Origin of the sequence: Micromonospora sp. NPDC049048, assembly GCF_043197615.1 — a bacterium.
Taxonomy (GTDB): Bacteria; Actinomycetota; Actinomycetes; order Mycobacteriales; family Micromonosporaceae; genus Micromonospora.
In genome coordinates this window covers 735,738-758,088 of the sequence record NZ_JBICTM010000003.1, presented here as the reverse complement: position 1 = coordinate 758,088, position 22,351 = coordinate 735,738, and the positions used below count along the sequence as shown (strand labels likewise).

Annotated in this window: 16 protein-coding genes; 10 read left to right on the top strand and 6 right to left on the bottom strand. The window is 72.5% G+C overall.

Translation table 11 applies throughout. The annotated features are described in order from the left end of the window. The first annotated feature begins 155 nt into the window (after nucleotides 1-155). From ACGFIG_RS14030 to ACGFIG_RS14020, 3 genes are read left to right on the top strand one after another with little or no spacing between them, the layout of a single operon-like run. Nucleotides 156-386 (top strand): hypothetical protein, encoded by a 231-nt coding sequence (locus ACGFIG_RS14030; protein WP_393002598.1) that lies wholly within the window; start codon nucleotides 156-158, stop codon nucleotides 384-386. Nucleotides 387-408: 22 nt separating this feature from the next. Beyond that, nucleotides 409-948 carry a PH domain-containing protein gene (locus ACGFIG_RS14025; RefSeq protein ID WP_393002596.1) on the top strand — a complete coding sequence of 180 codons (540 nt, stop codon included), beginning with the start codon at nucleotides 409-411 and terminating at the stop codon, nucleotides 946-948. Continuing rightward, nucleotides 945-2,507, top strand: coding sequence for a PH domain-containing protein (locus ACGFIG_RS14020; RefSeq protein WP_393002594.1), 1,563 nt, complete (start codon nucleotides 945-947; stop codon nucleotides 2,505-2,507). Before ACGFIG_RS14025 ends, ACGFIG_RS14020 begins: the two co-directional genes overlap by 4 nt. A 16-nt stretch (nucleotides 2,508-2,523) precedes the next feature. Here ACGFIG_RS14020 and ACGFIG_RS14015 read toward each other — a convergent pair whose 3' ends face one another. Beyond that, the gene (locus ACGFIG_RS14015) at nucleotides 2,524-3,570 is read right to left on the bottom strand and encodes a phosphatase PAP2 family protein (protein ID WP_393002592.1); all 1,047 of its coding nucleotides are present in this window, start codon (nucleotides 3,568-3,570) and stop codon (nucleotides 2,524-2,526) included. Between the two features lie 76 nt (nucleotides 3,571-3,646). Between ACGFIG_RS14015 and ACGFIG_RS14010 the strand changes: the two genes are divergently transcribed. Both ACGFIG_RS14010 and ACGFIG_RS14005 read left to right on the top strand, forming a co-directional pair. Continuing rightward, nucleotides 3,647-4,051 carry a thioesterase family protein gene (locus ACGFIG_RS14010; RefSeq protein WP_393002590.1) on the top strand — a complete coding sequence of 135 codons (405 nt, stop codon included), beginning with the start codon at nucleotides 3,647-3,649 and terminating at the stop codon, nucleotides 4,049-4,051. Beyond that, nucleotides 4,048-4,872, top strand: coding sequence for an MBL fold metallo-hydrolase (locus tag ACGFIG_RS14005; protein WP_393002588.1), 825 nt, complete (start codon nucleotides 4,048-4,050; stop codon nucleotides 4,870-4,872). Before ACGFIG_RS14010 ends, ACGFIG_RS14005 begins: the two co-directional genes overlap by 4 nt. 182 nt (nucleotides 4,873-5,054) lie before the next feature. On the opposite strand, the gene ACGFIG_RS14000 is transcribed toward ACGFIG_RS14005, so the two are convergent. Next, nucleotides 5,055-5,990, bottom strand: coding sequence for a PfkB family carbohydrate kinase (locus ACGFIG_RS14000; protein WP_393002586.1), 936 nt, complete (start codon nucleotides 5,988-5,990; stop codon nucleotides 5,055-5,057). Between the two features lie 65 nt (nucleotides 5,991-6,055). On the opposite strand from ACGFIG_RS14000, the gene ACGFIG_RS13995 reads away from it, so the two are divergent. Together ACGFIG_RS13995 and ACGFIG_RS13990 are read left to right on the top strand one after the other, a co-directional pair. Beyond that, entirely contained in the window at nucleotides 6,056-6,430 is a 375-nt protein-coding gene (locus ACGFIG_RS13995) for a nuclear transport factor 2 family protein (protein ID WP_393002585.1), read from the top strand. 274 nt (nucleotides 6,431-6,704) lie between these two features. Further along, nucleotides 6,705-7,826, top strand: coding sequence for a lytic polysaccharide monooxygenase (locus tag ACGFIG_RS13990; RefSeq protein ID WP_393002583.1), 1,122 nt, complete (start codon nucleotides 6,705-6,707; stop codon nucleotides 7,824-7,826). A gap of 124 nt (nucleotides 7,827-7,950) precedes the next feature. On the opposite strand, the gene asnB is transcribed toward ACGFIG_RS13990, so the two are convergent. Then, the gene (asnB, locus tag ACGFIG_RS13985; protein ID WP_393002581.1) at nucleotides 7,951-9,912 is read right to left on the bottom strand and encodes an asparagine synthase (glutamine-hydrolyzing); all 1,962 of its coding nucleotides are present in this window, start codon (nucleotides 9,910-9,912) and stop codon (nucleotides 7,951-7,953) included. 219 nt (nucleotides 9,913-10,131) lie between these two features. On the opposite strand from asnB, the gene ACGFIG_RS13980 reads away from it, so the two are divergent. The 3 genes from ACGFIG_RS13980 to ACGFIG_RS13970 all read left to right on the top strand — a co-directional run bounded on the left by ACGFIG_RS13980 (nucleotide 10,132) and on the right by ACGFIG_RS13970 (nucleotide 15,406). Then, the gene (locus ACGFIG_RS13980) at nucleotides 10,132-11,613 is read left to right on the top strand and encodes an aminopeptidase P family protein (protein WP_393002580.1); all 1,482 of its coding nucleotides are present in this window, start codon (nucleotides 10,132-10,134) and stop codon (nucleotides 11,611-11,613) included. A 333-nt stretch (nucleotides 11,614-11,946) separates the two neighbouring features. Then, on the top strand, nucleotides 11,947-13,476 hold the full coding sequence (locus tag ACGFIG_RS13975; RefSeq protein WP_393002578.1) for a hypothetical protein: 1,530 nt from the start codon (nucleotides 11,947-11,949) through the stop codon (nucleotides 13,474-13,476). 364 nt (nucleotides 13,477-13,840) lie between these two features. After that, entirely contained in the window at nucleotides 13,841-15,406 is a 1,566-nt protein-coding gene (locus tag ACGFIG_RS13970) for a hypothetical protein (RefSeq protein ID WP_393002576.1), read from the top strand. A 101-nt stretch (nucleotides 15,407-15,507) separates the two neighbouring features. Here the strand turns inward: ACGFIG_RS13970 and pulA are convergent, their stop codons facing one another. The 3 genes from pulA to ACGFIG_RS13955 all read right to left on the bottom strand — a co-directional run bounded on the left by pulA (nucleotide 15,508) and on the right by ACGFIG_RS13955 (nucleotide 22,330). After that, the gene (gene pulA / locus ACGFIG_RS13965) at nucleotides 15,508-21,000 is read right to left on the bottom strand and encodes a pullulanase-type alpha-1,6-glucosidase (protein WP_393002574.1); all 5,493 of its coding nucleotides are present in this window, start codon (nucleotides 20,998-21,000) and stop codon (nucleotides 15,508-15,510) included. Between the two features lie 153 nt (nucleotides 21,001-21,153). Beyond that, on the bottom strand, nucleotides 21,154-21,849 hold the full coding sequence (locus tag ACGFIG_RS13960) for a cellulose binding domain-containing protein (protein WP_393002572.1): 696 nt from the start codon (nucleotides 21,847-21,849) through the stop codon (nucleotides 21,154-21,156). A gap of 91 nt (nucleotides 21,850-21,940) precedes the next feature. After that, nucleotides 21,941-22,330, bottom strand: a complete 390-nt coding sequence (locus tag ACGFIG_RS13955; protein ID WP_393002570.1) for a hypothetical protein — start codon at nucleotides 22,328-22,330, stop codon at nucleotides 21,941-21,943. Between the last annotated feature and the right edge of the window lie 21 nt (nucleotides 22,331-22,351).

Sequence of the window (22,351 nt, the reverse complement as noted above, 5' to 3'; positions counted from 1 at the left end):
GGGTCCGCCACGCCGTCCCGAGGTGCGGAATCGCCGGTCGCGGCTGGACACGTACCGGCCCGGCGCGTGTAGCATTCACCCCGTCGCCGGGCGGCTCCCCCCGTGGCCGCCCGGCGCTCAAACTTTCCCGGTGCCGCCGTCCTAGACTGGCCGTGATGAGCGCCCCCTTCCCCGCCGACGAGCCGCTGATCTGCTCGTCCCGCGGCTGCCGAGCCCCCGCCGACTGGGCGCTGAAATGGAACAATCCCCGGCTGCACGACGCCGAACGGCGCAAGACCTGGCTGGCCTGCGCCGAGCACCGCAGCACCCTCGCCGACTTCCTCGACGCCCGCGGCTTCCTGCGGGAGGTCGTAGCGGCGCCCGGATCGCCTACGCTCGAAGGGTGAGCGCGCACAACGGACTTCCCCGGTGAGTGGTGACGGGTCCGCCGGCCCGCCACCGGCGCCGCCCCTCCCGCCGGCGGGCCCTCTCGAGCCGTGGCCGGACACCGTCCGCTGGCAGTCGATCTCGGCCGACCAGATCTGGGTGGAACTGATCCGTCTGGGTACGGTGCTGATCGTCCTCGCCCTCGGACTGGCCGTCAGCTGGGCGGTCAGCGGCAGCGGGTTCCTCGGCGCGGCGGTCGGCGTGGTGCTGCTGTTCGGCGTCCTGCGGAGTGTGACGATCGTCCGCGCCGTACGGGCCTGGGGCTACGCGGAGCGGGAGGACGACCTGCTGGTCCGGCACGGGCTGCTGGTACGCCGGCTCTCCATCGTGCCGTACGCCCGGATGCAGTTCGTCGACGTCAGCGCCGGGCCGCTGGAACGCGCGTTCGGGCTGGCCACCGTGCAACTGCACACGGCCGCGGCGGCGAGCGACGCCCGGGTGCCGGGGCTGCGCCCGGCGGAGGCGTCGCGGCTGCGCGACCGGCTCACCGCGCTGGGCGAGGACCGGGCGGAGGGCCTGTGAGCGACCCGGCCGCCCGGGGCACGGACCGTCCCGGGCCGCCCCCGGCCGAGCCCTCCGTCCCACCGGAGACGGCCGGACCCGTCGTCCCACCGGAGCCGGCCAGGGCCGTCGCTCCGCCCGAGACGGTCGGGCCCCACGTTCCGTTCGAGACGACCGGGCGCCCCGTCCCACCGGAGACGGCCGGGCCCACCGTCCCACCGGGGACGGCGTGGCCGGGCGGGTCCGCCGGGCCCCCGGCGGGCGGCGAACCGCGCCAGCGGCTGCACCCGCTCAGCCCCGCCCTGCACGGCGCCAAGTCCCTGGTCGTGGTGATCGCCGGCCTGTCCTGGTCGACGCTGTCGCGGGTCGGCTTCGGCTGGTTCGCCCTGATGGCGGTCGTACTGGCGCTGGGCGCCACCGTGCTGGCGGTGGTCAGCTGGTATTACACCGGCTACCAGGTGGTCGGCCGCGAGCTGCGGGTGCACGAGGGGCTCCTCTGGCGGCGCACCCGGGCGATCCCGCTGGAGCGGCTCCAGGCCGTCGAGGTCGTCCGCCCGCTGCTCGCCCAGCTCACCGGCCTGGCCGAGCTGCGGCTGGAGGTGGTGGGCGGGGGCAAGACGGAGGCGCCGCTGGCCTACCTGAGCGTCGCCGAGGCGACCGCGCTGCGCCAGCGGCTGCTCGCCCTGGCCGGCCGGGTCGCGGCCGAGGCGAACGCGCCGCCGCCGGCCGGGGTGGCCGCGGGCCCGCCCGGGACGCCGGCACCACCGCCCGGCCGGCCGCTGCACGCCGTGTCGAACAACGACCTGCTGGTCAGCCAACTGTTGACCCCGCAGGCGTTCATGATCCCGTTCGGCGTCGCGTTCATCGTGGCGCAGTTCCTCTCCGAGGACTCCTGGTCGTTCATCGCGGTGGCGAGCACCCTCACCGCCATGGCGGGGGTGCTGCTGCAACCCGTACGGCGGGTGCTGGACGACTGGAACTTCCGGCTCGCCCGGGACGAGGGCACGCTGCGGATCCACAACGGGCTGCTGGAGACCCGCGCGCAGACGGTGCCGCTGGACCGGGTGCAGACCGTCGGCGTGACCTGGCCGTTGCTGTGGCGGGTCAAGGGCTGGCTGCGGCTGCGGCTGGAGGTGGCGGGCTACTCCGCCGGCGAGGCGGACGAGCGCAACCGGCCCGACCGGCTGCTCCCCGTCGGTGACGTCGCCACCGGCGAGGCGATCGTGGCCGAGGTGCTGCCCGGCGTACGGCTGGCCGCGCTGCCGCTGACCCCGCCGCCGGCGCGGGCCCGCTGGCTCAATCCGCTGAGCCGGGGCGTGCTCGGCGCCGGGCTCGACGCCCGGGTCTTCGCCGTCCGCTCCGGCCTGCTCACCCGTCAGGTGGCGCTCGTGCCGTACGCGCGGATCCAGAGCGTGCGGGTCGTGCAGGGCCCGGCGCAGCGGCGGCTGCGGCTGGCGACGGTGCACGCCGACACCGCCGGCGGCGCCGGCGCGGCTGCCCACGACCGGGACCTCGCCGAGGCGTGGGCCCTGGCGGCGGAGCTGACGGCCCGCGCGCGCACCGCCCGCCGGGCGGGCTGATCCCCGCCGGCGGCGGTCAGCGGTCCGCCGTCACCGGCGGCGGCTCGGCGGCGGCCGGCGGGTCGGTCGGCGCGGGATCGGTCGGCGCGGGATCGGGCTCCGCCGGGGTCCGGCGGGCCTTGCGGGCCGCCCACCAGCGCTCCGCCAGGCCGACCGCCAGGAAGGTCATCCCGACGTACGCCCAGCCGACCAGCACGTCGATCACGTAGTGCTCGCCGGAGTAGACCAGGGTGAACGTCATCGCCAGCGGGTACGCCAGCAGCAGCGGCCACCAGCGGCGGCGGGTCTGCCGCAGGAAGAACAGCACCACGAACAGCGCGAACGCGGTGTGCAGCGACGGCATCGCGGCCACCGGGTTGGAGGCGATCTGACCGGCGTTGAGCAGGTTGCCGGCGCCGTGCATGCCGAACGCCTTCCACCCGCGCGTGGAAATCCGGGCGACCTCCTCCAGCAGCCCGTTCTGCGCCGCCCACCAGGGCGGGGCGGCCGGGTAGAGGAAGTAGGTGACCAGGCCGGTGGCGCACAGGAAGCCCCAGCGGCGCATGAAGGCCGCCCACCGCCCCCGGTCACGCAGCCAGAGCACCGCCGCGGCGGCCAGCGCCACCACGAAGTGCGAGAAGTAGACCCAGCTGACGGCGACGTCCCACCAGTGCACCTCGGGCCGGTAGAGGTGCTCCTGGAGCCAGGTCGTGGGCACCTGCCCGCCCGTCGCCCAGCCGAACATCACCCGGTCGGCGACGATCAACTCGTACGCGTGCGGGGTGGCGCCGTTGTCGGCGAAGCCCCGCGACAGGTTGTAGACGGCGAGCAGCAGCACCACCGGCACCCAGTCCCGCGCGAAGCGCAGGTGACTGCGCCACGGTCGGCTGCTGTTCCAGGCGATCGTGCCCGCCCAGATCCACAGGAACGCGTACGCCGGGTCGGTCGGCAGGCCGATGCCGAGCCAGCCGGCGACGAAGGCGACTCCCCACACCGTCATCGCGACCACACGGCGACGCCCCCCGTCGGGCGAGGCGGGCGGCTCGGTGGGGGCGGGGGGCTGGGGGTCGGTGGAGACAGACATCGCGGTCAAGGTTAACGGCGCGGAGGGCATCGACCGACGCCGCCACCCGCCGGTGCGTCTCGTCTAGGCTTCGACCATGCAGGAGCAGCCGGAGCCCGCGCTGACCCCGGGCCTGACCGCCCAGGTCGAGCTGACCGTCGCCGACACCGACACCGCCCAGGCCCTCGGGTCCGGGGACGTGCCGGTCCTCGGCACGCCCCGCGTGGTCGCCCTCGCCGAGGCCGCCACGGTGGCGGCCACCGTCACCGGGCTGCCGGCCGGCTCGACGACCGTGGGCACCCGGGTCGAGCTCGACCACCGCGCGGCCACGCCGGTGGGGCGCACCGTGGTGGCGCGGGCGCGGCTGACCGAGGTCGAGGGGCGGCGGCTGCGTTTCGAGGTGGTCGTCAGCGACGGCGACGACACGGTCGCCGAGGGCCGGGTGGACCGGGTGCTGGTCGACCGGCAGCGCTTCGTGGAACGCGCCGCGCGGTCGTCGTGACCGCCCGCTTCGTGGCGGTCGCCGACGGGGTGCACGTGCTGCGCGAGCCGCTGCTGCACGTCAACGTCACCCTCGTCGTCGGTGACGGGGCCGCGCTGGTCGTCGACACGCTCTCCACCGCCGGGCAGGCCGCCGCGCTGGCCGCCGCCGTCCGGGCGGTCACCGCCGCCGACCTGACGGTGGTGAACACCCACCACCACTTCGACCACTGCTTCGGCAACGCGACCCTCGCCGCCGACCCGCCCCGCCCGGTGTACGCGCACGAGGTCGCCGCCGAGGCGATGCGCCAGCCGGACCGGCTGCGCCGGGAGGCGTACGAGGAGATGCGCGGCGAGCATCCCGCGCTGGCCGGGGAGCTGGTCGGCACCGTGGTGCTGGCGCCCACGCACACCGTACGGGGCGAGACGGTGCTCGACGTGGGCGGCCGGCGGGTGGTGCTGCGCCACCCCGGTCGGGGGCACACCGCCGGCGACCTGGTGGTGCACGTGCCGGACGCCGACGTGCTGGTCGCCGGGGACCTGGTGGAGCAGAGCGGCCCGCCCGCGTTCGAGGAGTCGTACCCGTTGCGGTGGCCCGACGCGGTGGCGGAGCTGCTGCGGCTGACCACCCCGGCCACCGTGGTCGTGCCGGGGCACGGCGAGCCGGTCGACGTCGGGTTCGTCCGCGCCCAGCACGCCGAACTCGTCGAGCTGGCCCGGCTCATCCGCGCCGGGCACGCCGGCGGGGCCCCGCCCGAGCGCGTCGCCGCCGAGGCGCCCTTCGGCGCCCGCGCCGCCCTGCACGCGGTCCGGCGCGGCTACTCCGAACTCGGCACCGCCTGACGCACCACCGTCCGCGCCCACCGGCCCGGTCGAACCCGACAGGCCCGGCGGAAGCGCCGAACGACCCGGCGCGAGCCCGTGGCGGGCGAGGCCGCGAACAGGAGGGCGGCCAGCGGGCGAAGCGGGCGGGGGCCGCGAACGGCCTCCGGCGGCCCCGGACGGGCAGGGCGTGGGAGGGGCGGTCAGCCGGCGAAGCGGGCGAGGACCTCGGCGCGGGTGGGCATGGCGGTCGCGCCGCCGGGCGACTCGCAGACCAGGCCGGCGACGCGCAGCGCGAACGCCACCCGCTCCGGCCAGGCCGCCGGGTCGGTGGGCGCGCCGTCGACCAGCAGGTCCGCCACCAGCGCGCCCATCACCGAGTCGCCGGCGCCGGTGGCGTCCACCGGGTCGACCTTCGGCGCGGGTACGCGTACCGGATCGGTGCCGGCGGCGGCGAGCACCGCGCCGGCGGCGCCGAGGGTGACCACGACGGTCCCCGCGCCGAGTTCCCGCAGGTACGCCGCCACGCCCTCCTCCGGCTCACCGGGGTAGAGCAGCTGCGCGTCGGCGGCGCTGAGCTTGACGAGGTGGGCGCCGGCGGCGAACTCGGCCACCACCTCGCGCAGCCCGGCCAGCGCGGCCGGGCCGTCGAGCAGCCGGGGGCGGACGTTCGGGTCGAAGACCCGCAGCCCGGAGGCGAGCCCCCAGGCCCGGCGCGCGGCGGCCAGCACCGGCGGCTGGAGCAGCACGATCGACCCGCAGTAGACGACGTCGGCGCCCGCCACCAGGTCGGTGTCGAGGTCGTCGGGGCCGAGCAGGCCGTAGGAGGGCGGCTCGCCGTAGAACCGGAAGTCGGGCTCGACGCCGGCGAAGGTGGCCACCGCCAACGCGGTCGGGGCGGGGACGGTGACCGCCCCGGCCAGGCCGACGCCCGCCCGCGTCAGGAAGGCACGGATCCGCCCGGCCAGCACGTCGTCGCCGAGCGACCCGACGAACTGCACCGCACCGCCGAGCCGGGCCACGGCGACCGCCACGTTCAGCGGCCCGCCGCCGACGGCCTGCCGGTAGACCGGCTCCCCGTCGCGCTCGGTGTCGAGCAGGTCGACCAGTGCCTCGCCGAGCACCACCGCGTATCCCATTCCGGCCTCCGTCCACGGCGCGCGCCGAACGATCTTGTCGTACCAGCCTGGCACAGTCGGACGCCATGACGAGCGCTGAAGCCACGGTATCGGCCTACTGGGCGGCGTTGGAGGCACGGGACTGGGCGGCCCTCGGCCGGCTGCTCGCCGACGACATGGTCTACCACCTGCCGCAGACCCGCGAGCGGATCGTGGGCCGGGAGTCGTTCCTGCGTTTCAACCAGGAGTACCCCGACGGCTGGCATCTCACGGTGACCCGGTCGGTCGCCTCAGGCCGGCACGCCGCCACCTGGATCACCTGCGCCCACGCGGGCGAGGAGCTTCCCGCCACGAGCTTCCTCGACCTCGACGAGGCCGGTCTCGTCCGCGAGATCACCGAGTTCTGGCCGGAACCCTACGCGCCGCCGCCCGGCCGGGAGCATCTCGTCGAGCGCTACTGACACATCGAGCAACGGCTATTGCGCGTCGTCGCCGTCCCATGGTGGGATGGCGCTTGCCGGGCGGTACGGGGGCTGCCGTGCCGCCGGCGCCGGGGTTCACCACGCGAGGGCACCCGGCCCGCGAGTCGGGCCGCTGACGGCGCACGTCCGCCGGCCGTCCGCGCCGGGGCACGTCCGCCACGACCGTCTTGTCCGCGTCGCAGCGGGGCGGGCCGGCGCTGCCACCCCGCGCGTTGCCCGTGGGACTTCCGCGTCCCACGAGTGAGGAGAACCCGTGTCCCACCGATCGCGTACCGCCGCGTTGCTCACCGCGGCCGCGACCCTTCTCGTGGGCGCCGTCGCCCTGACGGCGGGGCCCGACCCCGCCGCCGCGCACGGTGCCGCCATGGCTCCCGGCAGTCGGACCTTCCTCTGCTGGAAGGACGGCCTGTCCCCCACCGGCGAGATCAAGCCGAACAACCCCGCCTGCTCCGCCGCCGTGGCCCAGAGCGGGGCCAACTCGCTCTACAACTGGTTCAGCGTGCTGCGCTCCGACGCGGGCGGCCGGACCGTCGGCTTCATCCCGGACGGCAAGCTGTGCAGCGGCGGCAACACCGGCTTCGCCGGCTACGACCTGGCCCGCACCGACTGGCCGCTGACCCACCTGACCGCCGGGGCGCAGATGGAGTTCCGGTACAGCAACTGGGCCCACCACCCCGGCACGTTCTACTTCTACGTGACGAAGGACAGTTGGAGCCCCACCCGCCCGCTGGCCTGGAGCGACCTGGAGGAGCAGCCGTTCCTGACGGTGACCAACCCGCCGCAGCGCGGCTCGGTCGGCACCAACGACGGGCACTACTACTTCAGCGGCAACCTGCCGACCAACAAGAGCGGCCGGCACATCATCTACTCGCGCTGGGTCCGCTCCGACAGCCAGGAGAACTTCTTCGGCTGCTCGGACGTCACCTTCGACGGCGGCAACGGCGAGGTGACCGGTGTCGGCCCCGGCGGCACGCCGCCGCCCAACCCGACGACCCCGCCGCCCAACCCCACCACGCCGCCGCCGAACCCGACGACTCCCCCGCCGAACCCGACCACGCCGCCGCCGCACAGCGGTGACTGCATGGCGGTCTACAAGGTGGTCGGCTCCTGGAACGGCGGCTTCCAGGGCGAGGTCATGATCATGAATCACAGCTCGTCGACGTGGTCGGGCTGGACGGCCAACTGGACGTGGCCCAGCGGGCAGAGCATCAACAGCCTGTGGAGCGGCACGCTGAGCACATCCGGCTCCGCGGTCACCGTGACCAACGTGCCCTACAACGGCACGATCGCCCCGGAGGGCACCACGACCTTCGGCTTCGTCGCCACCACCAACGGCACCAACGCCCTGCCCACGGTCACCTGCTCCGGCCGCTGACCCCTCGGCTGCGGCGAAAGGACGGGAGGTTCGCGTCCCCGGGAACTGCTGGGGACGCGAACCTCCCGGTCGACGAGGGCCGGCCCGGGCTGGTCAGCACGACCGGCCCGGGTGGGGCGGGCGGTCAGCGGACCATCGAACCGACCACGGGCTTGGTGAGCAGGGCGGACTGGTTGCGCTGGATGCCCGGGTCGAGGGTCTTGGCGACGAAGATGGCGTGCCAGATGCAGAAGATCAGCACCGTCCACACCTTGCGGGAGTGGTCGGCCTCCTCCCGCTTGTGCTCCTCCAGCAGCCGCATCGCGTACGACAGGTCGAGCAGGTCACCGGCGCCGGAGGTGGACAGCACGTGCCGGGCCCACTCGTACATCTCGCCGCGCAGCCACACCCGGGTGGGCGTCGGGAAGCCGAGCTTCCTACGGTTGACGATGGCCGGGGGCACCACACCCTGGAGCGCCTGGCGCATCGCGTACTTGGTGGCGTCGGAGCGGGGCGGGAGCTTGAGGTCCACGGGGATCCGCGACGCCACGTCGAAGACCGCCCGGTCCAGGAAGGGCACCCGCACCTCCAGCGAGTGCGCCATCGAGATCCGGTCGGCCTTGACGAGGATGTCCCCGCGCAGCCAGGTGTAGAGGTCGACGTACTGCATCTTGGTGACGTCGTCGAGCTCGGTGCACTCGGCGTAGATGGGCGCGGTGACGTCGGTGTAGCGGACCGAGGGGTCGTAGCGGCGCAGCAGCTGCTGCTTCTCCTCCTCGGTGAACATCCGGGCGTTGCCGTAGTAGCGCTGCTCGATGGGGGTGGTGCCGCGCTCCAGGAAGCTCTTGCCCTTAACCCCCTGCGGGATGGCCTTGGAGACCGCCCGCAGCCCCTTCTGCACCCCGTCGGGCAGCCCGTTGACCGAACTCAACGACAGCGGCTCGCGGTAGATGGTGTAGCCGCCGAAGAACTCGTCGGCGCCCTCGCCGGAGAGCACCACGGTGACGTGCTCGGCGGCCTTCTTGGCCACGAAGTAGAGGGGCACCAGGGCCGGGTCGGCGACCGGGTCGTCCAGGTGCCAGACGATCTTCGGCAGCGCCTCGATCATGTCGTACGGCCCGATCTTGGTCGGGATGGTCGTCACGTCGAGGTGCCGGGCCGAGTCCTGGGCGACGTCGATTTCCGAGTAGCCCGGGACGTCGTAGCCGACGGTGAAGGTGAGGATGTTCGGGTTGAACTCCCGGGCCAGGGCGACCACGGCGGTCGAGTCGATGCCGCTGGAGAGGAACGAGCCGACCGGCACGTCGGAGCGCATGTGCATCCGGACGCTCTCCCGCAGCGTCTCCCGGATCTCGTGGTAGAGCCGCTGCTCGTCGTCGACCGGGGTGGGCCGGAACACCGGCCGGTACCACCGGCGCACGTCGATCCGCCCGCCCGGCGTCCAGGTGAGGTACTCGCCGGAGCCGATCCGGCTGATGCCCTTGTGCAGGGTGCCGGGCTCGGGCACGTACTGGAGGGTCAGGTAGTGGCTGAGGTTGGCCGTGTCGATGCCGGCGTCGCCCTGGTAGTTGGAGTGGGCGAAGGGCAGCAGCGCCTTCTTCTCCGAGGCCAGGTAGAGGCCGTCGGCGGTCTCCAGGTAGTGCAGCGGCTTGATGCCGAAGTAGTCCCGGCCACCGAACGCGCGGCGCTCCTGCCGGTCCCAGATGACGAAGGCGAACATGCCCCGCAGCCGGGTGAGCACCTGCTCGCCCCAGAAGTGGTAGCCGGCGACGATCACCTCGCCGTCACCGGCGGTGGCGAACTGCGCGCCGAAGTCCCGCATCAGCTCCTGGCGCAGCTCGATGTAGTTGTAGATCTCGCCGTTGAAGGTGAGCAGGTAGCGCCCGTTCGCGTAGGACAGGGGCTCTTGGCTGGAGGCCACGTCGATGATCGCCAACCGCTTGTGGGCGAACACCCCGTCCGCGTACCGGCCGGAGGCGTCGCCGACCACCTCGACACCGGTCTCATCCGGTCCGCGGTGGTGCAGGCATTCCAACGCCCCGGCGATGTTGTCGCGGTGGGCGGCGGCGTCGCCGCGCGCACTGAAGAAGGCCAGGAGTCCGCACATGGTCGCCATCTTTCCACGCGGCCCGAGCGGGCGTCGCGGCACCGCTGGGCTCGCCCCCGCGACGACGTCGTACGTCGCCCGGACCGCGTACGGAGCGGCCGGCGGGCGACGCGAACGGGTGGTATCCGTCGCCCAGGGCACGTCCCACCCTCCCGCACCGATCGGCCTCCGAGGCCGCGCGGTACCGTCTGACCTGCGACGATGCGGAGGGGGCGGAGCATGACCGAGGGGCGTACCGGCAGCAGGCCGACGGACGGCACCGAGTCGCACGACCCGGACTTCCCCGAGGCGTTCCTGGCGTTCATGCGGCAGGGCTGGCGGGACACCACCCTGCCGGTCGGCCCGCGACCGGAGGTGCCGAACTACGCCAGGCGGCGCGCCGCGCTCTCGGCGGCCTTTCCGGGCGAGACCCTCGTCATCCCGACCGGCGGTGAGAAGGTACGCGCCAACGACACCGCCCACCCGTTCCGGCCGGGCAGCGACTTCGCCTACCTGACCGGCGACCACGACCCGGACGGGGTGCTCGTGCTGCGGCCGAACGGGTCGGGCCACGACGCCACGCTGTACATGCGTCCCCGGTCGTCGCGGCTGACCGACGAGTTCTTCCGCAGCCGCCACGGCGAGCTGTGGGTGGGCCGGCGGCACACCCTGGCCGAGAAGTCGACCGAGCTGGGCCTGCCCACGGCGGACCTGACCGAGCTGGACGCGACGCTGGCCGACCTGGCGCCGGGCCGCACCCGGGTGCTGCGCGGTTTCGACGCCCGGGTGGACTCGGCCGTGCGTCCGTACGACGGGCCCCGCGCCGAGGGCCAGCCCACCCGTGACCGGGAGCTGGCGATCGCCGTCTCGGAGCTGAAGCTGGTCAAGGACGAGTGGGAGATCGCCCAGCTCCAGGAGGCGGTCGACGCCACCGTGCGGGGCTTCGAGGACGTGGCCCGGGCCCTGCCGGCGGACCGGGGCGTCTCGGAGCGCCTGCTGGAGGGGATCTTCGCGCTGCGCGCGCGGCACGACGGCAACGACGTCGGCTACGGCTCGATCGTCGGCGCGGGCGAGCACGCCACGATCCTGCACTGGGTGCACAACCACGGCAGGACGCGACCGGGCGAGCTGCTGTTGATGGACATGGGCGTGGAGAACCGCAGCCTCTACACGGCCGACGTCACGCGGGTGCTGCCGGTCGACGGGCGGTTCACCCCGCTTCAGCGCCAGGTCTACGACGCCGTGTACGCCGCGCAGCAGGCCGGCATCGACGCCATCCGGCCCGGCGTGGCGTTCCGGGAGGTCCACCTGACGTCGATGCGGGTGCTCGCCGAGGCGCTGTCCGACCTGGGTCTGCTGCCGGTGAGCGTCGACGAGGCCATGGACGGGGAGTCGACGGTGTACCGGCGCTGGACGCTGCACGGCACCAGCCACATGCTCGGCATCGACGTGCACGACTGCGCGAACGCCCGCAAGGAGAAGTACCGGGACGGCACGCTGGGCGAGGGCTACGTGCTCACCGTCGAGCCGGGCCTCTACTTCCAGCCGGAGGACGATCTGGTCCCCGAGGAGCTGCGCGGCATCGGCGTACGGATCGAGGACGACATCCTGGTCACCGCCGCCGGCGCCCGCAACCTCTCCGCCGGGCTGCCGCGCGCCGCCGACGAGGTGGAGACCTGGCTGGCCGAGCAGCGCGAGGCGGGTCCGCGCCTGCCGGACTGATTCCCCGGGGTACGACCACGACGGGCCCCGCCGCCGGTCGCGACGTCCTCACGTCGACGCGCCGGTGGCGGGGCCCGTCGACGTTCACGCTGCTCACCCACTTCCTGCCCGGACCCGGCGGCTTGCCGCACAGTGCCCGAAGTGAGGTGAATGCGGGGTTTTTTCAGATTAACGCCTCTCGCGAGGATCCTTCTCATACGGTGGCTATCAGAGGCTGCAAACCCATTTGTAGCTGGTCGCGCCGCTTCGGGTGGTGCGACCCCGTCTGGCAGCAGGAAAGGGCGGAAGGCTCTGATGTCCAACGAAGCAACGACTCCCGACGGTGGCGCTCCCATGAGCGCACCGACCCGAGGGCGGCGCAAACTCTGGGTGGCTGCGGGCATCGCCGGACTGACCGGCGCGGTCGGCCTGGCGGCACTGGGCGGCCTGGCCGCCCGCGATGACAAGCCCGGCGGCGCGGACCGGTTGTCGGACGCGCAGTCGTCGACCTTGAAGCAGAACGTCAGCGACGCCGGCACGGCCGACCCGGGCTCCGGCGAGAAGGACGACAAGGAGAGCGGCCAGGACGCCCGCGACGGCCAGGAGGACTGGCAGGGCAAGGACCGTGAGGACTGGCAGGGCAAGGACGGCAAGGAGGACCGCGAGGGCCGCGAGGGCCGCGACGGTCGTGAGGGCCGCGACGCCAAGGAGGTCCCGTGTGACACCGACGTGCTGGTCGAGGCGGTGAACAGGGCCATCGAGGACAACGGCGGCACGTTCAAGCTCGCCAAGGACTGCACCTACAAGTTCACCGAGGAGACCGGGAACAACGCCTTCCCCGTCGTCGACCAGCGGATCACGATCCTCGGCAACAACTCCACGTTCTTCCACGACGGCACCGCACTGTTCCGCTTCTTCGAAGTCGCCTCCGGCGGCAACCTGACACTCAAGGACCTCACCCTCAAGGGCGGCCAGATCACCGCGCCCCCGCCACCACCAAGCACCGCCAACGGCGGCGCCCTGCTGGTCCAGGAAGGCGGCGAGGCCACCCTGAAGCACACCAAGCTCATCGACAACCGCGCCACCGGCGTCGGCACCCAGGGCAACGGCGGCGCCATCGCCAACTTCGGCACGGTCGAGATCGACAAGAGCGTCCTCGCCAACAACCACGCCCGCGGCGTCGGCAACGGCGGCAACGGCGGCGCCATCTACAACGAAGGCGACCTCACCGTCCACGACACCCGCATCGACATCAACACCGCCACCGGCAACAGCGCCGTCAGCGGCAACGGCGGCGGCATCGCCAACGAGGACGACGGCAACGCCACCATCGCCTACAGCCAGATCACCAACAACAAGGCCAGCAACGACGGCGGCGGCATCCACAGCGAAGACGACGCCCGACTCACCGTCACCCGCACCAAGATCGCCCACAACACCGCGTGCGACGACGGCGGCGGCATCCACAACGACGGCGACTCCACCATGCTGCTCGAATACGTCATCGTCACCGGAAACAAGGCCACCGACGACGGCGGCGGCGTCTTCCACGACAGCGACAACATCGCCACCATCCGACACACCGTCTTCACCGACAACACCGCCGGCGACAACGGCGGCGGCCTCTACAACGGCGAAACCCTGAACCTGCACGACAGCGAGTTCAAGGACAACCACGCCGAACAGGGCGGCGCCATCTACAACAACAACAACGCCACCCTCACCATCCGCAACAGCAAGATCGTCGGCAACTTCGCCGCCGAAACCGCCGGCGCGGGCGGCATCTTCAACGCCAACAACGCCACCGTCAACCTCGACAACAAGACCATCATCAAGAAGAACGAACCCCGCAACTGCACCAACGTCCCCGGCTGCGCCAACTGAGCCACCACATAACGAAGGGATCCCTTCCCCCGGACACGAGGGAAGGGATCCCTTCCGTGTGGGCACCGGGACAGGACGACCCGCCTCGGGTGGCGAGTACCAACCCGTCGGGGTTCCGGACCTGTTGCGGCGACACGTGGCGCAGGCCGACCGGTTCGGCACGACTGGGCGGTCCCACTCCCGGCCGTCCGAACGTCCCGTGCCGACCCTCTCCACCCCTAACGTGGGTTCCTTTCGGATATGGCCGTGAAGAGAAAAAGATTCTCATACGGTGGTCCTCAGTAGCTACAACCGATTTGTAGCCAGGGCAGCCCGCGGTGGCGGAGCGGCCCTGTCTGGTACGAGGAGAGAGCAGAGAGCTCCGATGTCCAACTACCTTCGCAAGAACGCCGAGAACACCGCGCCGAAGAGCCGGCGCAAGCTGTGGCTCGCCACCGGCGTCGCCGGGCTGACCGGCGTGGTCAGCCTCGCCGGCGTCGCCGCCGCGAGCAGCGCGGGCGCCGTCGGGGTCGACCGTCTCCCGGACCTGAAGTGGTCCACGGCCGAGCAGGTCGCCCAGGACGACGCCGCCGGTCGCGACGACCGTGCGGGCGAGACCGGCAAGGAGCGGGAAGGGCAGGACGCCCGCGGCCAGCACGACTGGCAGGACAAGGACTGGCAGGGCAAGGACCGTGAGGACTGGCAGGGCAAGGACGGCAAGGAGGACCGCGAGGGCCGCGAGGGCCGCGACGGTCGTGAGGGCCGCGACGCCAAGGAGGTCCCGTGTGACACCGACGTGCTGGTCGAGGCGGTGAACAGGGCCATCGAGGACAACGGCGGCACGTTCAAGCTCGCCAAGGACTGCACCTACAAGTTCACCGAGGAGACCGGGAACAACGCCTTCCCCGTCGTCGACCAGCGGATCACGATCCTCGGCAACAACTCCACGTTCTTCCACGACGGCACCGCACTGTTCCGCTTCTTCGAAGTCGCCTCCGGCGGCAACCTGACACTCAAGGACCTCACCCTCAAGGGCGGCCAGATCACCGCGCCCCCGCCACCACCAAGCACCGCCAACGGCGGCGCCCTGCTGGTCCAGGAAGGCGGCGAGGCCACCCTGAAGCACACCAAGCTCATCGACAACCGCGCCACCGGCGTCGGCACCCAGGGCAACGGCGGCGCCATCGCCAACTTCGGCACGGTCGAGATCGACAAGAGCGTCCTCGCCAACAACCACGCCCGCGGCGTCGGCAACGGCGGCAACGGCGGCGCCATCTACAACGAAGGCGACCTCACCGTCCACGACACCCGCATCGACAACAACACCGCCACCGGCAACAGCGCCGTCAGCGGCAACGGCGGCGGCATCGCCAACGAGGACGACGGCATCGCCACCATCGCCTACAGCCAGATCACCAACAACAAGGCCAGCAACGACGGCGGCGGCATCCACAGCGAAGACGACGCCCGACTCACCGTCACCCGCACCAAGATCGCCCACAACACCGCGTGCGACGACGGCGGCGGCATCCACAACGACGGCGACTCCACCATGCTGCTCGAATACGTCATCGTCACCGGAAACAAGGCCACCGACGACGGCGGCGGCGTCTTCCACGACAGCGACAACATCGCCACCATCCGACACACCGTCTTCACCGACAACACCGCCGGCGACAACGGCGGCGGCCTCTACAACGGCGAAACCCTGAACCTGCACGACAGCGAGTTCAAGGACAACCACGCCGAACAGGGCGGCGCCATCTACAACAACAACAACGCCACCCTCACCATCCGCAACAGCAAGATCGTCGGCAACTTCGCCGCCGAAACCGCCGGCGCGGGCGGCATCTTCAACGCCAACAACGCCACCGTCAACCTCGACAACAAGACCATCATCAAGAAGAACGAACCCCGCAACTGCACCAACGTCCCCGGCTGCGCCAACTGACGACAGTCACCCGGCATCAGCTGGAACGGCACCGGCTGACGCAGAGGACGGTCCGGCCCCCTTCCGCAGAGCGGAAGGGGGCCGGACACGTGTGACACCTACTACCGCTGCACGAAGACCGCCACGCTGCGGGCCGGCACGGTGAACGTGCCGCTGGCCCGGTCGAAGGAGGCCGTCCGCAGCACCTCGTCGGCCGAGGTACGCAGCACCGGGTGCAGCGCCACGTCCGCCCCGCGCAGCCCGGTCAGCCGCTGCGTCGCCGTCTCGGGTGTGGCGTTGAAGACCACCGTGACCGACTTCCACCGCCCGTCGAGGCCCCGAGCGTCCAGCGTCATGGTGAGCACGCCCGGGGTCTCCCCCGCGCCGGAGAGCGGGAAGGCGACCCGGTTCTGCACCTGCTCGGCCGTGGTCAGCCCGAAGACCGGCGAGGAGCGGCGGATCTCCAGCAGCTCGGCGTAGCGGGCGCCGGCCAGGTTGATCGCGGCGCAGTCCGGGACCAGCGCCGGGTCGGCCAGCAGCGGCTTGGCGTACGGCCACTTGTCCCGGTTGTCCTGCTCGGGCGGCAGGCCGACGCCGAAGCCGTTGCCCTGGGCGCAGTCCCAGCGGATCTGGTTGAACCAGTCACCCGAGTTGTACGAGTTACGGTCCAGCGACTTCGAGCGCAGCCGTTCGGTGCCGGTGGTGACGAACCCGGGCCCCTGCCCCATCACCACCGTGCCCAGCGCCAGCACCTGCATCCGGGCCCGGTCCGCCGCCGGGGTGTCCTGCGGCAGCTTGTACGCCAGCGCGTCGTACAGGATCTCGTTGTCGTGCGCGTCGACGTAGGTGACCGCCTCCCCTGGCGCGGCGGTGTAGCCGGCGGGCGAGCCGTTGTAGTCGACCTGCGCGCCGGTCACCCGCCGGCCCGACGAGTCGGTGAAGCGGTAGCCGCGCAGGTTGCCGGTCAGCCCCACCTTGATCAGGTCGTGCTGGTGCAGCAGGCGGGCCCGCTGCTCGGCCGTGGACCCGTTCACGGCGTCGCCGTTGGGGTCGGTGAACAGGCCGGAGGCAAAACCCTGCACCCGGGGGTTGGCGTCGAACGGCCCGCCCCCGCGTACCGCGTCGCGCAGCCGGTCGTTGAAGGTGCCGATCCCGGTGCCGGCCATGTTGGCCTGGGTGGCCTGCGTGAACCGGGCGTCGTCGGCGACCTCGCCGAAGTTCCAGCCCTCGCCGTAGAGCAGGATCTTCTTCCCGTCCACACCGTCGCGGGCGACGGTCAGCGCGTCGAGCGCCGCGCGTACGGCCAGGATGTTCGCCTTCGGGTGGTGGCCCATCAGGTCGAACCGGAAGCCGTCCACCTTGTACGCCCGGGCCCAGGTGACCAGCGAGTCCACGACGAGCTTGCCCATCATGGCGTGCTCCGGGGCGGTGTTGGCGCAGCAGGTCGAGGTGGCGACGCTGCCGTCGTCCAGCAACCGGTGGTAGTAGCCGGGCACGATCTGGTCGAGCACCGACTTCGGATCGGCACCCGACGCCGAGGTGTGGTTGTAGACGACGTCCATCACCACGCGCAGCCCCGCGCCGTTGACGCCGGCCACCATCTGCCGGAACTCGGTGGTCCGCTTCGCCCCGGCCGGGTCGACGGCGTAGCCGCCCTCCGGCACGGTGTAGTGCAGCGGGTCGTACCCCCAGTTGTAGCCGTCGGTGTCCGCGACCGCCGCGACGCACTTCTGCTGCTGCTCGGAGTCCGGCGGCAGCGCGGCCAGGTCGCAGGCCGGCTGCCGCTGGTCGGCACGCCGCTCGGGGATCGTGGCGAAGTCGAACGCGGGCAGCAGGTGCAGGTGGGTGACCCCGGCGTCGCCGAGCGCCTTCAGGTGCCGCATTCCGGCGGTGCCCGGGTCGGTGAAGGCGAGGAAGGTGCCCCGCCGCTCGGCCGGCACGGTGGTGTCGGCGACCGAGAAGTCCCGCACCGACAGCTCGGAGATCTGCACCTTCGTCGACGGCACCGCCGCCGGCTTGCGCAGCTGCGCCCAGCCCGCCGGGGCGAGCGCCGGGTCGGCCAGGTCCACGAGCTGGCTGTGCGTGGAGTCCGGCGCCAACGCCAGCGAGTACGGGTCGGTCACCGAGGCGGTGACCAGCTGCTGCGTCGCCGGCTGCCACGCCTGGACCTGGTACCGGTAGTACCTGTTCCGCCAGTCGCGGGCGCCGCGCACCGACCAGACGCCGGTGCGGTCGTCGCGGCGCATCGCGACGGTCCTCGGCTGCGCGGTGGGCGAGTCGAACAGCTGCAACGACACCTGCCGCGCGGTCGGCGCCCAGAGCGCCAGCGTCGGCACCCCGCCGGTGAAGGTCGGCCCGAGCCGCGCGTCGGTGGCGCGGGCGTAGACGTCGTCGAGCACACCGGGGATCTGCACGCCGGTCGCGGCGAGCAGGGCGCCCTCGGCGTCGCGCTCGGTCACCAGGAGCTGCCCGCGCAGGGCCGCCGGGACCTTCGCCAGGTCACGCCGGTCGAGCGTGAAGGCGCCGTGCGCCCACAGGTGCGGGAAGTCCGCGCGCTGGGCCTCGGTGAGCCCGTTGCGCCGCGCGGTCAACGGCAGTGTGTCGTACGTCCCGACCAGCTCGCCGTCGACGACGGTGACCCCGCCGGCCGGGGCGGCCACCAGGGCGTACGTCCTGCCGTCGGTGGGCCCGGCCTGCCAGGCCACGGTGGAGCGGTCGATCCAGTGCGCCTTCTGCTTCGTGATGTCGACGTCCCGGGCGGCGCCGGACGCGGTGGACGGCAGCAGCCGTCCGGGCGTGCCGGCGAGCAGCCACACCTCCCGCCCGGCGGCGGCGAAGTCGAGCCGCTGGTCGGTGGGCAGGTCCTTCTCGTCTCCACGGTGGATGATGTAGCTCAGCCCGGTGGCTCCGGCCGCCAGCGGCACCTGGAAGACCGCGCCGAAGGCGTCGATCCGGGCGGGGGCTAGCGGCGTGGCCCAGTCCGTCGGGTTGGCGGCGCCGTCCCACACGTGCAGGCCCCAACCGTCGTGGTTGCCGTCGGCGCGGCGGTAGTGGATGAGCGCGGTGCCGTCCGCCACGGGCGGGTCGGGCTCGCCGGTGGCGGCCTGCCGGCTGGGGTAGGTCGCCGGGTCGCCCTGCTTGACCCAGACCTCGCCGGTCTGCGTCACGTCGATCGTCCGGTCCTGTTCCACGTCCTTGTTCCCGGACTTGTCGACGACCAGGAAGCCGACGGACTTCGCGCCCGGCTTGAGCTTCACCCACGCGAAACGGCCGTAGGAGTCCTCGCCGACGAACGGCTGCCCCTTGGGCCACTCGGTCGCGTACGCGGGGTCGATGTCGCCCCACGTGTAGAGGCCCCAGTCGTCGTAGCCGCCGGCGGGGCGCTGGTAGTGCACCACCGCCCAGTCACGGGAGGCGGACTGCGCCGGGGTGCCCACGGTCGCGGTGGACCGGGCGGTCGCCGTACGGCCCTTGCCGTCGCGGACGACCGCCTTGTACTCGATCCGCGTGCCGCCGGCCAGCCCGGTCAGGTCGTGGTGCACCGTGTACGGGGCCGTCTCGGCGCTGCCGAGCAGCGTCCATTTGCCGCCGGTGACCCGGGCGGCGACGGTGACGGTGGCCAGCGGGTCGCCGGTGACCTGGGCGGTGACGGCGGCCCTCGTGGCGACGGGCTCGCCCGGTGCCGGGGCGGCGATCGAGATCCTCGGCGCGGCGTCGGGCGACGCGATCGGCGTGCCGGCGCGGTGCACCACGGCCGACAACGGGGGCACGGTCAGCGTGAGTCTGCCGTCCGCCCCGGCGACCGGGGCGGCCGAGGCGCCGTACACGCCGGTGAAGGTGGCGCCGGCCGACCAGGTGTCCACGGTGACAGTCTGCGCGGTCGCGGCGTTGTTCACCGCGACGACGTACTCGCTGCGCTGCTTCGGGTCGATCCGGGAGAACGCGAAGACGCCGGGGCCGTCGGCGGCGTACCGGGTGACCTGCACGCCGTCGCGCAGGGCCGGGTGCGCCTGGCGCAGCGCGCCCAGCTCGGCGATGGCCCGGTACAGCGGGTGGCCGCGGTCGAACTGGTCGCTGGCGTGGGTGCGGTCGGTGCCGAGCAGGTCGTCGTCGAGGTAGTCGGGGGTCTTCGAGGCGAACATGTCCTGCCGGGCGTCCTTGTCGCCGCCCGGGCCGGTGAAGCCCTGCTCGTCGCCGGAGTAGATCACCGGCTGGCCGCGGGTGAGGAACATCAGCTCGTGGGCGAGCCGGTCGCGGCGCAGGTGGGTGGCCGGGTCGGTGCCGCCACCGGCGATGAACGAGCCGATCCGGCCCATGTCGTGGTTGCCGAGGAAGGTGGTCAGCCGGCGCGCGTCGGTGTCGCGGGCGCGGTAGAGGTCGTCGCGCGCGTACACGTCGGCGAGGGACTTGGCGGAGCCGTCGCCGGCGGTGTAGCCGCGCGCCGCCTCCTGGAAGGCGAAGTCGAGGGTGGCCGGCAGGCCACCGCGCCGCACGTACGTCGAGGTGATCTCCGGGTCGGCGCTGTAGACCTCGCCGAACATGAAGAAGTCCTGCTTGCCGGCGCGCGCGGCGGCGCGCTCGATGCCCTGGCTGAACTGCGGCCAGAATTCGAGGTTGGCGTGCTTGACGGTGTCCAGCCGGAAGCCGTCGACGCCCGTGGCGGCAACCCAGTCGGAGTAGACCTGGGTCAGGCCACGCACCACCTCGGGGCGCTCGGTCCACAGGTCGTCGAGGCCGAAGAAGTCGCCGTACTCGCTGTTCTCGCCGGCGAAGGTGGAGTCGCCCCGGTTGTGGTACATCGTCGGGTCGTTCAGCCACGCCGGGACCTTGACCTTCGCGTCGGCCGGGGTCTCGAACGTCGGGGTGTACGGGAACGACGACGTGTCCACCTTCGGGAAGCCCCGGCTGCCGTCGGCGTGGTTGCGGTCCTCGAAGGGACGCCCCTGCGCGTCGGTGTACGGCGACGTCGCCTTGTCGACGTAGGTGTACTTGTCCTCGGCGTACTTGATGACGTCGGCGGTGTGGTTGACGATGACGTCGAGGTAGACCTTGATGCCCCGCCGGTGCGCGAGCGCGACCAGCCGCTTCAGGTCCTCCTTGGTGCCGAAGTGCGGGTCGACCTGGGTGAAGTCGGTTATCCAGTAACCGTGGTAGCCGGCGGAGGCGTCGGCCCCGCTGCCCTGCACGGGACGGTTCTTGAAGACGGGGGCGAGCCAGATGGCCGTCGTGCCCAGCCCTTCGATGTAGTCGAGCCGGTCCATGACGCCCTTGAGGTCGCCACCGTGGTAGAAGCCCTTGTCGGTCGGGTCGAGGCCGGTGGAGAGGCGGTCCCCGGTGAGGCCGCCGGTGTCGTTGCGCCGGTCGCCGTTGGCGAACCGGTCCGGCAGGACGAAGTAGAACTGCTCGGCGCGGCCCTTCGTGTCCGCCGCCTTCAGCAGCGCCTCCGCGGAGGGCTCCGCGCCCCACTGGGTGGCGCCGGCGGTGGCCAGCGGGCCGGTGTCGTCGGCGGCGTCGGCACCGAGCTGTCGTACGGCGAGGGGGGTGCCGACGAGGGTGAGGGTGAGCAGGGAGACGAGGGCGAGCAGGGCCTTGTGCGGTATCGGCGGGGGTTTCATCGACGCCTTTCCTCTGGTCGCTGACTGGCCCGCACGCTAGCCCTTGCCGAAACGTTCTGCAATACCTTGCAAACAAAGTCGTAACACGACAGCCGACTTGCAAAAGACGCGGCCCGGCGGGTTTCCGCCGGGCCGTAGGGAGAAGGGGACGGGTCAGGCGCGGCAGGCGCTGCCGTCGACCGTGCAGCTCGCCGGGCGGCTCTGCGCGCCCTGGACGTAGAAGCGCAGCGTGGCCGACCCGCCTGCGGGCAGGTCGACGCCGCTGCGGTAGGTGAAGCCGTCGTCGATGCGCTGTGCCGTCCCCTGCGTCGTGCCCTCGACCCACGCACTGCTCAGCCGCGTGCCCGGGAAGGTCAACTGTGCCGTCCAACCCCGACGCGTCGACGAGGTGTTGGTGATCAGCACTTCCCCGACGAACCCGTCCGCGAACGACTCCACCAGCCGGTAGCGGCCGGTCACCGGCGACGGCGGCGGCGCGATCAGCAGCGTGCCGCCGCTGGAGGTGGGAGTGGGGGCGGGGGTGGGAGACGGCGGGCTGCTGGTGCGGGCGGGCGTGGGTCGCTCCGGAGTGGGCCGGCTGGTGGCCCGGCGCGACGGCGCGGCCGTCGCCCGCGGCGAGGGCGTCGCGGTCGGGCTGGCGGCCGAGGGCACCGGACCGGCCAGGCCGACGGTCGGCAGCGGCGGGCCGGGCTGCGCGTCGAACGCGGGGCCACGCCCCCGGTAGGTGCCGAGCGCGATGGCGAGCAGGACCACCATCACCACGACGCCGACGGAGACCACGATCCATGGCGAGGACGCGACGGCGGTCGTGCCGTAGGACCTGCTCGGTGCGCGCCGCGTGTCGGACATGCCCCTCCTCCCGCTCGTCTCGGGCAGCGTAGCGGTGAGGGGGCCGTGACGCGACCGCTCGCCGGGGCGTTTGTCGCGGTCGCGGCGGCGGTCAGGCGGTCCGCAGGACGGTGCAGATGAGCGGGCCGTCGTCGGTGGCCCGGATCAGGTAGCGGTAGCGCTCGCCGGGCACCGCCCGGCCCCGGCTGTCCAGGAACTCCCACTCCACCGTCACCATGGTCAGCAGCGCGGACATCGGCTGCACGTCCTCGATGGCCGCGTGCGCCGCGACCAGCTCGCGCTCCTGGTAGTCGGGGGCGGCGCCCACGAAGGACAGCGCCACCGCCGCCGGCGAGGTGAACGAGAAGCTGTACGTGTCGGCGACCACCATCCCCGGCAGGGCGTAACAGCCGGCGATGGCGGCCACGTCGCCGGTGGTCAGCGCCACGCCGTACCGGTCGAAGAAGTCGGTCAGCGTGTCCAGATCGGTGGAGGCTCTCACGGGGACAGCAATTGCCGGCCC